The organism is Rhizobium sp. BK379 (assembly GCF_014193955.1).
Taxonomy (GTDB): domain Bacteria; phylum Pseudomonadota; class Alphaproteobacteria; order Rhizobiales; family Rhizobiaceae; genus Rhizobium.
The window spans coordinates 1125776-1139848 of sequence record NZ_JACIAD010000001.1; the positions used below are offsets into that span (position 1 = coordinate 1125776).

Consider the following 14073-nt stretch of genomic DNA (forward strand, 5'->3'; position numbering starts at 1 on the left):
GTGGAAACCGACAGCCTCCCGTCCGGCCCATCGCAGCGTCTTTTCAGGCGCTTGGCTTCTTCACCCGATGGCACAATCCGTGTTCCAGCCGGGTCCGAAACGATCCTCGATATCTTCCGCAAGCCCTCTTTCTCAACCGTCCTGCTTGAAGCAAGCCACCATTTCCTCGATATCATGCAAGATATGGCCGGCCGCGGCGTTCGCCCCGCTGCGGAAAGTTTCGCCCATCTCGAAAACTGGTGGCGCGCAAACACCCGCGCCGTGGCCGCCGATGCCGCTCGCGCGGCATCCGGCATCAAAGTCACCACAAAAGACATATTCGCCGCCCTCGACCACGGCACTACCGGCAGTCTTCATAAAGACGCCGCCATCGACGCCGGCATGCAGTCCCATTTCGCCCGCGCCGCCGAAACCTATCTGATCGAAGCCAAGGCGCCCTCACCAGAGATGCGTAGCGTCCTCGAACAATTCCGCGACTGGTTGCTGTCGATCTATCGCCGCCTCGTCGCCCTCGATATCTCCCTCGCCCCCGACATCGCCGCCATCTTCTTTCGGATGCTCGCCAGCGACACCGCAATCGAGATGGCGGAACAGAATGTCGGCGGCGATGAACCCGTCTTTGCCAATGCGCAAGATGCCGGCCTGACACAGCCGCACTACGATCGGCTGCTAAAACTGCGCGCGCTGGCCTCACAGGAAGCAAAAGCCCGCCTTCTGCGCCAGATGATGGAGCCAGTCCGGCGCGAAGAACAGCAGGCCTACAAGGCGGAAAAAGCTGCCGTACAGCGCGAGGTCGAAAAAGAGATCGACGCCACCGGCCTCTACCGTGCCATTGAATGGATGGCGAACCGCCGATGGCTCGATGCGCAAACACCGCCACCATCAGGTGACATCCGTTTCGACAAGGCCACTCTCGAGACGCGCTATGGCACCGCCATTCTCGAGGCCCTGCCTCAGGGCGAGCACCCCCTCTATGCCGATCAGGGCGGGCTCGATCCCGATATCGTCGCCGATCTCTTCGGCCTCGGCTCCGGCGATGAACTGGTGGCGGCCATGACGCTGGCGCCGGCCCGCGCCGATGCTATCGCCTTCGAAGTCGACCGCGTGATGCTGCAACGGCACGGCGACATGCTGATCGATGGTTCCGCCGAGGAGCGGGCACTCGCGGCCGTGCACAATGACAGGCGGGCCGAATGGCTGGCGGCCGAGCTTGCGGCCCTCATCGAGCTTGCCGGCTCGGGCGATGGGCTGACGGCGAGTGAAGCCAGGGCCTATGCGCTCTCGGCAACCGCGGGCATGGAGGTGGCCGATGCCATGGACGGCGCGCGCTTTCTCGCGGCCGGCCGGCGCACCGCGATCGAGGCTATCAGGCTGGGTGACGAACTGGCGCAGGATGAGGCCTGGCGCGAGAGGGCAAGCCGCAAAGCTGCCGGCGATGCAGACGCCGCCCCTCACGGACAGGACGATCGTATCGCCCGACTGATCACCGCCAAACGCCGCCAGCTTCTCAATCACGCGATCTATGCAGAGAGCCTCGACATTATCGGCGAGGTGGAAAAATTCGAGGCCGAAGCGCAAAGCATCGTAAGCGGCCCCGCGCGCGAAAGGCTCGCCGCGGCCGTCCTTCGAGACAACGGCCGTATCGATTATGTCGGCGCGATCGACGCCCTGCTCGACCGCTACGGTCTCGGAGGACGGGCGGATCGTCAGACCGGAGGTCAGCCGGGTGGACAGGGTGATCCGCGCATCGTCCTCAGAGATTATAGTCTCGCCATGAAGGCGGCAGGCCGGGAAAATGAGCTTGCCATTCCCGATAGTGTGCTGATCGGCTCCGGGCGCCAATCCTACAAGGAGATCACGCTGGAGCGGTTCCGCGCCGTCGCCGCGGCGCTGAAGAATCTGGAACATGCGGCGCGACGCGCCGGCAGGCTGGTCGATGCCGGTCACGAAGCCGATCTCGAGCAGACCGTTGCGAGCCTTGCCGAGGCCCTGAAAAGGCCGCGACCAGCAGGCCTGGACAAGCGCGAGCGTTCTCCCCTCGATCCGGCCCGCGCGGCGGATGCCCTGTTGCTTGAGCTTGACGCCACCCCTGCCGGCTCCGCCCATCAGGCCATCAAGGCGCCGCTCGATGCCGCCGCAGGCCGCCTTGCACTGCGCAAACAGCAGGCTGCTGCTGATCTCAAAGCGCTCTACAATGTCTATTCCGGCAAGGAGCGACGCCAGATGGCAAGTCCCCGCTATCTCCCGGCCCTCGGCCAGTCCCTGTCGAAATGGGAGGCCATGGCCATTGCGCTGAATACCGGCAACGAGGCCAGCCGCCGGCGTCTGACGGATAGCCGCATCGAAGGCGCCCTGGACGAAGCCGGGCTCGCCGCCGTGCGCGCCTCGCTCGATGCGCGCGATGCCGGCTTCGTGCAATCCGTCTGGGATTATCTCGCTGCATTTGAGCCCGATATCGCTGCCCGCGAGAAGCGCGTGACCGGCATCGAGCCTCAATGGGTACAGCCCATCTCCGTCACCATCGCCGGCAAGGAGCTGAAAGGCGGTTATTATCCGCTGGCTTATGAGGGAGCTGATGCCGCCCCGGATCTGGCGCAATCCCTGCTATCGGGCGGTTTCGCCAGGTCGCAAACCGAGGCCGGTCATGGCCGGTCCCGCGTCGACCTCACCGCCAAGCCGCTCGATCTCGACATCGCTATCCTGCACCGCCACGTCAATCACCTGCTCTACGACCTGGAATTCAGCGAGCCGCTCTCGAATGCAAAGCGTCTGCTTGACGATGTCAGTCTTGAGGCTGCCTTTGAGGAAAGCGGTCGTTCGCTCGATCTGGAGGCCCTGCAGGCCTGGCTCAGCGAAACTGGCGCCGGCGAGCTGCGCGCCGCAGACAGCATCGGCCGCACGGCCCGCCTGATGAGAAAGAACGCCACCGCGACAAGCCTTGCGAATGATCTCGCGTCCTCGCTTTCGCGCCGCTACCGGCTGGACGACATCATCGGCGCGACAGGCAGGGACGATTTCGCAGCCGCGCTTCAAGATGCCTCCGGTCCCGATATCATCGCCGAGGTCACCAGCCGCTCGCACATCATGCTCGGCCGTAGCTCTTTTTCGGAAGGCAAAACAGCATGGGAAACGATGGCCGGCTGGCTTGCGGAAACACTGCGATTCCATCTCATCGAGATACCGGCCTGGCTTGCCCATTATCACAAGGGTCTCAAGCAATTCGGCAGCGATGAAGCAAAGGCCATCGCCCATGCCGACGCCTGCATGCAGCAGGCGATATTGGACCCGTTCTCGGCCCATCCCGACGGTGGAGAAACCCTGCGGCTCTTCAAGACCCTCGGCGCACATCTCGGCGCAAAGTTCAAAGCCGGCGCCGAAGCCGCCGATCAGGATGCGGCAGCCGCCGCCCGGCAGGGCATCGCACTCGCCATGGATCTGACCGCGCTCGCCATGACGGATATGGTCTATAGCGCTACCCTCGGCGGGCATGATCATGACCCTGCATGGCAGGCCTTCCTGGCCCAGCACACCGGCTATTCCGTCATGGCCGCCCTGCCCTTGATCCGCGATGCGCAAAACCCGCCTGCCGGCACTGAGAGCGACGCAAGAGCACTTTCAAATGCCATCCGTCCGCCATCCGGCAATATCGGCATCGACCGCCAGCATGTGACCGAGATCCTCGAGGCCACCGGCCTTGTGGCGGGGTCACCAACCGATGAAATTGCCCGCAAGGTCGATGCCGGCCTCAAGCAGATCGGTCGGTCGTGATTTTCGATCTCAACCGTTCGCCCCCTATCCATGATGCCAAACAAGGAATGGCATCATGGATGAGACCACCCGCAACGAGCTTGAAAAGCTGCATGGCAGGATCAACGATCTGAAGGAGCGCGTCGTCTCGCTGGAAGCGCAGCAACCGCATATCAATGCCGCCCTGCTGCGCATCGAGGGCAGCGTCGAAAAGCTCGCAAACCGGATCGGCAAAGCGCTCTGGGCAGTCGTCGCGATCGTGCTGACACCGCTCGCAGGCCTACTGATCAAAGCAATTGCGTCCGGCACGCTCGCCCGCTTTCTCTAGAGCAATTCCAGTAAAAGTGCTTAAGCGGTTCTGCGTCCGGAATTGCATCAAAACAAAGAGATAGAGCACTTACCTGATTCAATCCCTGAGTTCAGTCTGACAACCCTTTCCACCCCATCCTGCCGCCCTCTCCAACCGGGCAGCACACATGACCCTCGTCTTCATCCGCATTCTCCTGCGTTACCTCGCCGCTATCCTCGTTACTCGTGGCCTCCTTGCGCCCGATCTCGGCGAGATGATCTCACGCGATCCCGATGTCGCCATGGCCCTTCAGGTCGCCTCGGGCGCGCTCATCGCCGCCGTGGCGGAGGGCTGGTATTTCCTCGCTCACAAGTTTGGATGGGCTAAATGAAGTGGCTGAGTGACCTGCTCTTCGGCGGTATCATCGAGAAATTCACTGGCCCGCTTCTGGCTGCCTATCAGGCCAAGCTCGCGGCCGAAACCGATCAGCAGCGGCTTGCCGCAGCGGAGGTGATCAAGGGCATCGAGTCCGCCCGCGATATCGCGGTCACCGAGGCCACCGACCGCTGGAGCGCCACTCGCATCGGCCGTCTGCTCATCGTCATCCCCTTCGGGCTCTGGTGGGCGGCGATCTACATGGTGCAGATCCTCAATCCCTGGTTCGGCCTTTCCCTCGTCGTCATCGACGTGCCGCCGCGCATCAATGACATGGCGCTGGTGCTGATCCCTGCGATCGTCATTGGCGACGCCGGCGCGCTGCTGGCACGGCGGCTGAACAGATAGGCAGGACAGCGCCTCAACCATTGCCTGCCATCATCATCCCATCAAGAGAGCGTTGGGTTGGGGGCCGAATTCCTCCGGTGACCTTGCGAAACGCCTTCGGCCGGAGCCAGGCGCTCTCTTGATGCCTCCCCCTTCCGAGAAACGTCCTTGCTCGCGTATAGGATCTCCACGCCGCAATTCGGCATTACGCGAGATCGAAGACGTTGAACATGTCCGCAACTCCAGAAGAAGCCCATGGCCAGGTCATCCTGGTCTCCGCCGAAGAGCGGCCGGACCTGATCCCGGCTTTCGACGAGCTCGGTTCCGCCGTCTGGCCGAAATTCATCGGTGGCGACGCAGCCGTCGTCAAATACTGGGGCAGCCTCTTTTCAGAAGCCCTCCGCCGCCATCAGTTTCTCGCCCTCGGCGTTGACAGTGACGGAAACGAACAGGTTCTGGCGACATCGAACAGCATTCCCTTCCGCTGGCCCAATCCCGATGACGACGCCTCCCTGCCCGACGAGGGATGGGACGCCGTCCTTGCTGATGGCGTCGAAGCCAGCAGGTCCGGGCAGAAACCAAATGCCCTCTCCGCGCTCGCCATCGTCGTCTCGCCCGCCAGGCGCGGCTCGGATCTCGCCGAACGCCTGATTGCCAACATGAAGACAAGCGCCCGGCAAAACGGCCTCGATGCGCTCGTCGCGCCCGTTCGCCCGACAAAGAAGCCGGCCTATCCGCTGACGTCCTTCGCCGATTACATGGGCTGGACGACCGCCGACGGCGCCCCGTTCGACCCCTGGGTGCGCAAACACTGGCAGCTCGGCGCGCGGATCGCGAAAATCGCCCCGCGCTCCATGCGGGTTGAGGCGCCGTTGGCGCAATGGACGGAATGGAGCGGGCTGCGCTTCCCCCTATCAGGGCCGTATCACGTAGAGGGCGGCCTGGCGCCGCTGATGGCCGATTGCGAGAGCGGGCTTGGGCTTTATGAGGAGCCGAATATCTGGATGCGGCATCAGCTGGAGGATGGTGGGCGGTGATGGTGTTGGCGGGCTGACTGAAAGAGACGTCTCCGACCGTTTACGAATAGAGACCTTGTGCCGCGCGGCCCCCCTCATCCGCCCTTCGGGCACCTTCTCCCCGCTGGGGAGAAGGGGCAGCCGCATCGTCCGACACCCAAAATGCCGCCGCATGGCACGTCCCCTTCTCCCCGCCGGGGAGAAGGTGCCCGAAGGGCGGATGAGGGGGCCGCGCGGCACAGCCTATCCTCTTCTTGCCTGTAAAGATAACAGACTCCCTCCTCGCATCTTCCGCCGTTCCTCAGACCTCACCCTAAAAACTTTCCACGATCATCCCGCATAGCGGAAAGCTATTTCGCTAAAGCGCCAATGACGCAAATTTCTTCGGATACAAACATGATTAAATTTATAGATTATATTGTTTCTACACATCAGGAGGATATCCATGCCGAAGACTGCATCCAATCCCATCGAGCTCGGCACCCGCGCCGCGGACTTCATTCTGCCGGATGCGAGGGGCGTGCTCCACAAGCTCTCGGATTTCGACGGCACGCCGGCGCTGCTCGTTGCCTTCATTTCCAATCGTTGCCCCTTCGTCCAGCTGATCCGTAATGATCTCGCTGCCTTCGCCAGGCAATACGAGGCCAAGGGCCTGCGGGTCATCGCCATCAACAGCAACGATGCCGAGGCGCATCCGGAAGAAAGCCTGGCCGCCGTCGGCCATGAGGCCGAAGCGATCGGCTGCACCTTCCCCTATCTGAAGGACGAGGCGCAGGCGGTTGCCAAGGCTTATGGCGCGGCCTGCACGCCGGACCTTTACCTCTTCGATGGCGCCCGCAAGCTTGCCTATCACGGCCAGTACGACGATGCCCGCCCGGGCAATGGCAAGCCCGTCACCGGCAAGGATCTGCGCGCTGCGGCAGACGCCGTTCTCGCCGGCGCACGGCCCGCGCAGGAACAGACAGCGTCGATCGGCTGCAACATCAAATGGACTGCGGGCAACGAACCCTCCTGGTTCTCCAACGCTGCCTGATAGGTCCAGCGCGGCAGCTCTGTGGCTGCCGCGCTCTTTTATCATCACCTAGAGATTTTCTGATGTCGCTGAAGCGTAACGACTTGGCGGGCAGCGGCCCGTTGCATCTGCAGACGGACGTGCTCATCATCGGCGGCGGGCCGGCCGGTGCCTGGGCTGCCCTTTCGGCGGCGCAGAACGGCGCCCGCGTCATCCTCGCCGACAAGGGTTATCTCGGCACCAGCGGCGCGACGGCCCCGTCGAATACCGGCACATGGCTGGTGCCGCCGGGCGAAAACCGCGCCCAGATCATCGAGCGCCGCTGGCAGCGCACCTCCAATCTCGCCGACCAGCGCTGGATGCTGCGTACCGTCGATCAGGCCTATGAAAACCTGCTGAAGCTTGCCGAATGGGGCTACCCCTTCCCCGATGATGAGGATGGCAAACTCTATATCGCCAATCTGCGCGGGCCTGACTACATGGCGTTCATGCGCCGCCGCGTACTCAAGGCCGGCATCACCGTTCTCGATCACCACCCTGCCCTTGAGCTCTATTTCGATGGCGAAGCCGTCACGGGTGCCGCGGGCATCGACCGCCAGCGCGACCGCGACTGGCGGGTGGATGCCGGCGCCATCGTGCTGGCGACCGGCGGCTGCGCCTTCCATGAGCGCATCCTCGGTGCCGCAGCGTTGACCGGCGACGGCCACCTGATGGCGGCGGAAGCCGGCGCCAGCCTCTCGGGCATGGAATTCACAGGCAAATATACGCTCGCCCCCTATGGCTCGTCGCTCAACAAGGGCCTGCCCTTCCGCTGGGCCTCCTTTTACCGCGAGGATGGCACGCCGATCCTCGATAGCGACGGCAATCACCTGCAGAACGGCATCGGCGAGCGCGAGAAGGAAATCGCCAGAGCCATGATCGAAGCCCCCGTCTATGCCGTGCTCGATCAGGCCGAGCCCGCCCTGCAGGACTGGCTGCGTCGCGGCCAGCCGAACTGTTTCGTGCCCTATGACCGCACGCCGGTCGATCCATTCAGCCAGATGTTCCGCGTCACCTTCCGCGCCGAAGGCACGGTGCGCGGCACCGGCGGCATCCGTATCGCCACATCCGATTGCGGCACCGATGTACAGGGCCTCTATGTCGCCGGCGATGCCGCAAGCCGCGAGCCCTTGGCGGGCGCCACATCAGGCGGCGGCGGCCCCAATTCATCCTGGGCAATCGCCAGCGGCTGGTGGTCCGGCCAGGGTGCGGCCAGCCATGCCAAACGCCGCGGCGACAAAGCCTTCCGCTCCAATTCCAGCCCGCTCGGCCAGGCAGGTCTCCGCCCCGGCGGCACGGTGAAGGACACGCTGACGGCAAAGGATGTCATCGACAGCGTGCGCGCCGAAGTCACGCCGCTGGAGAAGAACTATTTCCGCGAGGGCAGCCGCCTGCAGACGAGCCAGGACAAGCTCGACACGCTCTGGTCGGACGTCAGAAACCATCTCTCCGGCGCCGGCCTCGATAGACTGAAGGCGCGCGAGGCAGCCGCGATTGCCGCCCACGGCCGCTGGTCACTCGCCTCGGCCCTTGCCCGCAAGGAAAGCCGCGGCATGCACCGCCGCTCGGACTTCAAAGGCAACGACCCGGCCTTCGCCCATTCCATCACCGTGCGCGGCGTCAATGACATCGTTGTCTCTTCCGCACCCGAGGCTCGCCAGGAGATCGCATCATGATCGAAGTCGTCTCCGAAAGCCGCTGCGTGGAATGCGATATCTGCGTGAAGGTCTGCCCGGCCAATGTCTTCGACGCCACCGATGGCGTGCCCGTCATCGCCCGCCAGGATGACTGCCAGACCTGCTTCCTCTGCGAAATCTACTGTCCGACCGACGCGCTCTATGTCGCCGAGCGCGCCGAGGGTCCGTTGTCGATCACTGAAGAAGAGGTCGAGGAACGCAACCTCTTCGGCAGCTATTCCCGCGCGCTTGGCTGGAAGCGCGGCAAACCGGGCGGATCGCAACTCGACCCAACCCACCGCATCCGCGTCGCGCAAGTCTGAATTGGAGAAGCCCATGGACCGCATCACCGTCACCGATGTCCGCAAGACCTTCCAGCTAAAGCCCGGCCAGACGGTACAGATCGATGGCCGCCCCTCCGACCGCGTCACGGTCTTGAACGGCATCGATCTCACCATCCGCAGGGGCGAGTTCATCACCCTCGTCGGCCCGAGCGGCAGCGGAAAATCCGTGCTGCTCGACATTATCGGCGGCCTCACGGAAGCCTCCGACGGCATCGTCCGGATCGATGGCAAGCACATCGTCAAGCCGGACCCGAAGACCGGCTATGTCTTCCAGCAATATGCGCTGTTTCCCTGGCGCACGGCTCTCGCCAATATCGAATATGCGCTTGAAGTACACGGCGTCCCCAAGCGCGAGCGCACGGACAAGGCCCGTTACTTCCTCTCCCTCTTCGGCCTCTCCGGCTTCGAGGATCGCTTCCCCAACCAGCTCTCGGGCGGCATGCAGCAGCGCGTGGCGATTGCCCGCGCGCTCGCGACCGATCCCGAAGTGCTGCTGATGGACGAGCCCTTCGCCGCACTCGATGCCCAGACCCGCGAGATCCTGCAGACCGAGCTTCTGCGCATCTGGGAGAAGATCAACACGACCGTCGTCTTCGTCACCCACTCGATCGACGAGGCGATCTACCTCGCCGACCGCATCGTCGTCATGACGGCGCGCCCCGGCACGGTGAAGGAAATCATCGATATCGACCTGCCGCGCCCGCGCGATGGCGACATCAGAGCAAGTGCGGAGTTCAACGCCCATCGCGGTCGCGTCTGGGAAGCCCTTAGGGACGAAGTGAACAAGGCGCAGAAAGATTGGGCGCTTTCACCGGCTTACGCCCACTGAAACCGGGAGAACTGATATGGCCTATATTACCGACAAGACCGACCTCGGCGCCGAGTTCTCTCCCGCCCGGCAAAAGCGTGCCGCCCCGCGCGCCAAACGCCGCATCGAATTCGGCGCCGCCACCTATGGCCTGCCGCTGATGATCGTCTTCTTCGGCCTTTGGGAGATCGCGCCGCGCCTCGGCTGGCTGAACCGCATCTTCTTCCCGCCGCTGAGCGAAGTGCTGGAAGCCTGGTATGCCTTGCTGCTCGACGGCACGCTCTCGGCCAATATCGGCATCAGCCTGCAGCGCGCCGCCATCGGCTTTCTGCTTGCCGTTGTCGTCGCCGTGCCGCTCGGCTTCCTCATGGGGCGTTACACGCTCTTCGAAAAGGTCTCCGACCTGCTCGTCCAGACGCTGCGCAACACCTCGCAATTCGCCCTTCTGCCTGTTTTCATCCTGCTGCTCGGGATCGGCGAGGCATCGAAGATCGCCATCTGCTTCTATTCGTCGGTCTTTTTCCTGCTGATCAACACGATCTCGGGCGTCAAGTCAGTCGACCCGCTGCTCCTGAAAGCCGCCCGCTCCATGGGCACGTCCGATCTCGACATGTTCCGCAAGGTCATCCTGCCGGCCAGCATTCCCTCGATCGTCTCGGGCATGCGCCTTGCCGTCAAATCCTCGATCTTCGCCGTCATCGGCGCGGAAATGCTCGCCGCCAAATCCGGCCTCGGATTCCTGATCCAGCAGTCGCAACTGATGATGGAAACAGCCGACATGTATGCCGGCATCATCACCATGACCGCGATCGGCCTGCTCGTGAACTACCTGCTCGTCTGGTTCGAGCGCTGGGCGACTGCCTGGAAGGGCAGCTCCGAAATCTCTCACAACTGAATGAATACCGTTTCTGAAGGGGACATCACATGACAAGCTTCAACCCATCGATCCTGCGCCGCACGCTGCTATCAGGCCTCGCGGCCCTTGCCCTCGGCAGCGCCGCCCTCACCGGCCCGGCTCTCGCCGCAGACAAGCCCGAAATCATCCGCATCGGCAGCACGGCCCCCGGCCACCTGAAATTCATCCTCGAACGCCATAGCGGCTCGCTCGCCAGGGAGTTCGAAAAGGACGGCATCAAGGTCGAGTTCATCGCCTTCACCAATGGCGGCTCGGAAGCCACGACCGCGCTTGCCACTGGCGCCGTCGAATTCATCTACACCGGCAATAACCCGGCGCTGCGCGTCGCCGCTGCCGGCGCGGACGTGAAGGCCATCGGCCTTTCGAGCTATGTAAAGGCCAACGGCTCGGCGATCATCGTCAAGGCGGATTCGCCGATCAAGTCGCTCGCCGATCTCAAGGGCAAGAAGGTCGCCTATCTCGCCGGCACCGTGCGCCACTCCACTTTCGCCAAGGCGCTGAAGTCCGCTGGCCTGTCTCTCACCGATGTGGAATCTCTCAACCTCGCCTTCGATGCCTCGGGCCCGGCGCTGGTGCGCGGCGATGTCGATGCCGTCGTCGAAAGCGGCGATGTCGCCGCCAAGCTCGTCGAAACCGGCCAGGCCCGCGTCATCCTCGACGCTTCCTCGCATCCGGAATGGTCCGCCCCCTTCGTCATCTCCGCCAATGGCGAATTCGCTAGAAAATACCCCGATCTCGTCAAGCGCCTCCTGAAGGTCGACATTGAAACCGCCCGCTGGGCCGATACCCACCCGGAAGACACGATCAAGATCTTCGTCGACGAAACCAAGTCCTCGGAAAAGTCGGTCCGCGAGACCTACAAGGACAACGTCTTCTATCAGGATCCGAAGATCACGCCCGAGGCTCTCGCATCGCTCAAGAGCGAGGAACAGTTCATGGCCGATGCCAAGCTGCTCAAGGGCTCCGTCGATTACGACAAGTGGATCAATACCAGCTTCCTCGACGCAGCCTACAAGGAAGTCGACGCCAAGAAGTCGAACTGACCAAAAGGGCAGCGCCGCCAACCTCTCCGCCGTCATGCTCGGCCTGTCCCTGATATCTGCTTCCGTTCGATATCAGGCGCAAGGCCGAGGATGACGTTGAGTTGGCGGCAAAGGCCTTGCCGACAGGTTGAACCCGCGCCAAAGCCGGCGCTCCGCTCTTCCGGCAGTCGGCAACAGGAAGCCTACCCCGCCAGCTTCACGATCACCTGCCGATAGGTGACCGCAAACTTCTGATGAAGCTCGGGGTTCGCGCCTGCACGGACGATTTTTGATGCCGCGACGAGATCGTCGGCGTCGAGTGCCGCCGTCAGCCGCGAAGCGCTGCGAATATCGGAGAATTGGCGCCTTTCGCAATATCTCTGGCGTCGTGCGCAACTGATCTGGCATGATGCGCCGGCTACCTTGCGTTCTATGCAAGAGCAAAAAGGTGCATCATGAACAGCAAATCCCAACCCACGGCCCTGGTCACCGGCGCGTCATCCGGCATGGGAAAGACCATTGCCGGGCGGCTGATCGCTGACGGCTATCTGGTCTATGTCGCCGCCCGCAGCGTCGAGAAGATGGCCGATCTGGCAGCGCTTGGCGCAATCCCGCTGCGGATGGATATTTCGAAGGACGAGGATATCGTTGCCGCAGTCCGGGCCATCACCGAAAGATCTGGTGGTGTCGATGTGCTGGTCAACAATGCCGGCTTCGGTCTCTACGGCCCTGTCGAGGAGATCCCGCTCGATGAGGCGCGCTACCAGTTCGAGGTCAATGTCTTCGGCCCCGCGCGCCTGACCCAGCTTCTGCTCCCGGCGATGCGGGCGCGCGGCGCAGGCACAATCGTCAACATCACCTCGATGGGCGGCAAGATCTATACGGTGCTCGGCGCCTGGTATCACGCCACCAAACATGCGCTGGAGGGCTGGTCGGACAGTCTGCGGCTGGAGCTCGAACCCTTCGGCATCCGCGTCATCGTGATCGAGCCGGGGCTCATCGAGACGGGCTTTGGCGATGCAGCGTCCAGAGGCATCCTCGAACGGTCCGGCACCGGTCCCTATTGCAAGCTCGCGCAGCGCGTGGCCGCCTCCATCGACAGGAGCTATGGCCGCGGCCAGGGTACCGATCCCAAGGTCATCGCCGATGTCGTCGGCAAAGCCCTCCTGTCGGCCCGGCCCAAAACCCGCTACGCAGCGGGCAAATACGCAAGGATGATGATCTCGGTGCGCAAGTGGCTGGGCGACCGCGTCTTCGACCGGCTGATCAAGAGCCAGATGTGACGGCCAGGCGGAGGATGCAGCGATGACCAGGGACGCAGGCGACAGGTGCCGGCTGCCGCAGGCCTTCTGGCGGGCGGCAGAGCGCATGGGCCTGCCCGCCCCGGCCCTGCTGCGGCAGGCGAGGCTGCCGGCGACACTGCACATAGCGCCCGAGACATGGCTGTCCACCGCACAGTATTTTGCACTGTGGCGTGCGGTCGAGACACTTTCGCAAGATCCCGCGATCGGCCTCAGGATGACCGCCGAGACCGATACCTCGCTGCACCCGCCCTCCACGATGTCCGCCTTCTTCGCGCGCGATTACCGGGATGGGCTGCACCGGCTGGCGCGGTTCAAGCGGCTCTGCACCCCGGAGGAACTGACCGCAGCCGAGAGCGGCAGCGAATGCCGGGTCGCGGTGCGCTGGCTTCATACCGAGGAGGCCGAACCGGATGCGGCAGCCGACGTCACCTTTGCGGCAATCCTCGAGCTCGGACGGCGGGGAACGGGGCGGCACCTCACGCCGATCCGGGTCGAGATGAACAGGACCGGGCCCGTGACCGAGGCGCACCGTTCCTATTTCGATGCCCCTGTTCGTACCGGCTGCGCGCAGAATGCGCTGGTGCTGGATCGCGCCGACCTGGACCTGCCTTTCGCAGGATATAACCCCGAACTGCTTGCGATCCTCGACCCGTCCCTTGCCGCATCGCTTGGCGAGATCGAAGCGCAATCCTCGCTGACCGATCAGGTGAAGATCCTGGTCAAGCGCCGCATCGCCAGCGGCAAGCCCGATATTGCCGATGTGGCCCGCGAAATGGGCATGAGCGAGCGCACCCTGCAGCGCCGCATCACCGAACAGGGCACGAGCTATCGCGGCCTGCTGGACGAGGCGCGGCGCGAACTCGGCCGCCAGCTGCTGTCCGACGGACAGAACGGCATAGACGAGATCGCCTTTCTGCTCGGCTTTCAGGATACGAGCTCGTTCTATCGGGCTTTCCGTGCATGGGAAGGACTTACGCCGGCAGCGTGGCGAGACCTTCACTGAAAGGTTGATCGGACGCCACTCCTCGGTCGGTTTCGGCACGACAGAAATCCCGGTTCTCGGCTGCCGGACGCCGATAGCTCCCGTGTCCGCTTGCCTGTCCGCGCAGACGCCGCCCGGCGCCCCCGAATTTACGCC

At 63.5% G+C, this 14073-nt stretch carries 13 protein-coding genes; all 13 read left to right on the forward strand.

Translation table 11 applies throughout. The features are described from left to right. The first annotated feature begins 51 nt into the window (after positions 1-51). The 13 genes from FHT93_RS05840 to FHT93_RS05900 all read left to right on the forward strand — a co-directional run bounded on the left by FHT93_RS05840 (position 52) and on the right by FHT93_RS05900 (position 13938). Positions 52-3768, forward strand: coding sequence for a hypothetical protein (locus tag FHT93_RS05840; RefSeq protein ID WP_183846617.1), 3717 nt, complete (start codon positions 52-54; stop codon positions 3766-3768). A gap of 55 nt (positions 3769-3823) precedes the next feature. Further along, positions 3824-4075, forward strand: coding sequence for a hypothetical protein (locus FHT93_RS05845; protein ID WP_018115744.1), 252 nt, complete (start codon positions 3824-3826; stop codon positions 4073-4075). 148 nt (positions 4076-4223) lie between these two features. After that, entirely contained in the window at positions 4224-4427 is a 204-nt protein-coding gene (locus FHT93_RS05850; protein WP_112969529.1) for a hypothetical protein, read from the forward strand. After that, on the forward strand, positions 4424-4819 hold the full coding sequence (locus tag FHT93_RS05855) for a hypothetical protein (protein WP_113015339.1): 396 nt from the start codon (positions 4424-4426) through the stop codon (positions 4817-4819). The genes FHT93_RS05850 and FHT93_RS05855 overlap by 4 nt, the downstream gene beginning before the upstream one ends. Before the next feature lie 209 nt (positions 4820-5028). Continuing rightward, complete coding sequence (locus tag FHT93_RS05860) at positions 5029-5835, forward strand: hypothetical protein (protein WP_183846619.1); 807 nt, start codon at positions 5029-5031, stop codon at positions 5833-5835. A gap of 424 nt (positions 5836-6259) precedes the next feature. Further along, the gene (locus FHT93_RS05865) at positions 6260-6847 is read left to right on the forward strand and encodes a thioredoxin family protein (RefSeq protein WP_183846621.1); all 588 of its coding nucleotides are present in this window, start codon (positions 6260-6262) and stop codon (positions 6845-6847) included. Between the two features lie 62 nt (positions 6848-6909). After that, complete coding sequence (locus FHT93_RS05870) at positions 6910-8541, forward strand: FAD-binding protein (protein WP_183846623.1); 1632 nt, start codon at positions 6910-6912, stop codon at positions 8539-8541. After that, positions 8538-8864: a ferredoxin family protein gene (locus FHT93_RS05875; protein WP_183846625.1), complete on the forward strand. Its 327-nt coding sequence runs from the start codon at positions 8538-8540 to the stop codon at positions 8862-8864. Before FHT93_RS05870 ends, FHT93_RS05875 begins: the two co-directional genes overlap by 4 nt. 13 nt (positions 8865-8877) lie before the next feature. Beyond that, positions 8878-9714: an ABC transporter ATP-binding protein gene (locus FHT93_RS05880; protein WP_183846626.1), complete on the forward strand. Its 837-nt coding sequence runs from the start codon at positions 8878-8880 to the stop codon at positions 9712-9714. Between the two features lie 16 nt (positions 9715-9730). Further along, positions 9731-10588, forward strand: a complete 858-nt coding sequence (locus tag FHT93_RS05885) for an ABC transporter permease (RefSeq protein ID WP_183846628.1) — start codon at positions 9731-9733, stop codon at positions 10586-10588. A gap of 29 nt (positions 10589-10617) precedes the next feature. Continuing rightward, positions 10618-11652 (forward strand): aliphatic sulfonate ABC transporter substrate-binding protein, encoded by a 1035-nt coding sequence (locus FHT93_RS05890; protein WP_183846630.1) that lies wholly within the window; start codon positions 10618-10620, stop codon positions 11650-11652. 434 nt (positions 11653-12086) lie between these two features. Continuing rightward, positions 12087-12914 carry an oxidoreductase gene (locus tag FHT93_RS05895; protein WP_183846632.1) on the forward strand — a complete coding sequence of 276 codons (828 nt, stop codon included), beginning with the start codon at positions 12087-12089 and terminating at the stop codon, positions 12912-12914. Positions 12915-12999: 85 nt separating this feature from the next. Continuing rightward, the gene (locus FHT93_RS05900; protein ID WP_183847541.1) at positions 13000-13938 is read left to right on the forward strand and encodes an AraC family transcriptional regulator; all 939 of its coding nucleotides are present in this window, start codon (positions 13000-13002) and stop codon (positions 13936-13938) included. The last annotated feature ends 135 nt before the right edge of the window (positions 13939-14073 follow it).

Excerpts from the sequence above, each read along its gene's own strand:
- FHT93_RS05875 (WP_183846625.1), top strand. The coding sequence starts at position 8,538 with ATGATCGAAGTCGTCTCCGAAAGCCGCTGCGTGGAATGCGATATCTGC.
- FHT93_RS05880 (WP_183846626.1), top strand. The coding sequence starts at position 8,878 with ATGGACCGCATCACCGTCACCGATGTCCGCAAGACCTTCCAGCTAAAG.
- FHT93_RS05845 (WP_018115744.1), top strand. The coding sequence starts at position 3,824 with ATGGATGAGACCACCCGCAACGAGCTTGAAAAGCTGCATGGCAGGATC.
- FHT93_RS05885 (WP_183846628.1), top strand. The coding sequence starts at position 9,731 with ATGGCCTATATTACCGACAAGACCGACCTCGGCGCCGAGTTCTCTCCC.
- FHT93_RS05895 (WP_183846632.1), top strand. The coding sequence starts at position 12,087 with ATGAACAGCAAATCCCAACCCACGGCCCTGGTCACCGGCGCGTCATCC.
- FHT93_RS05855 (WP_113015339.1), top strand. The coding sequence starts at position 4,424 with ATGAAGTGGCTGAGTGACCTGCTCTTCGGCGGTATCATCGAGAAATTC.
- FHT93_RS05860 (WP_183846619.1), top strand. The coding sequence starts at position 5,029 with ATGTCCGCAACTCCAGAAGAAGCCCATGGCCAGGTCATCCTGGTCTCC.
- FHT93_RS05850 (WP_112969529.1), top strand. The coding sequence starts at position 4,224 with ATGACCCTCGTCTTCATCCGCATTCTCCTGCGTTACCTCGCCGCTATC.
- FHT93_RS05900 (WP_183847541.1), top strand. The coding sequence starts at position 13,000 with ATGGGCCTGCCCGCCCCGGCCCTGCTGCGGCAGGCGAGGCTGCCGGCG.
- FHT93_RS05865 (WP_183846621.1), top strand. The coding sequence starts at position 6,260 with ATGCCGAAGACTGCATCCAATCCCATCGAGCTCGGCACCCGCGCCGCG.
- FHT93_RS05890 (WP_183846630.1), top strand. The coding sequence starts at position 10,618 with ATGACAAGCTTCAACCCATCGATCCTGCGCCGCACGCTGCTATCAGGC.
- FHT93_RS05870 (WP_183846623.1), top strand. The coding sequence starts at position 6,910 with ATGTCGCTGAAGCGTAACGACTTGGCGGGCAGCGGCCCGTTGCATCTG.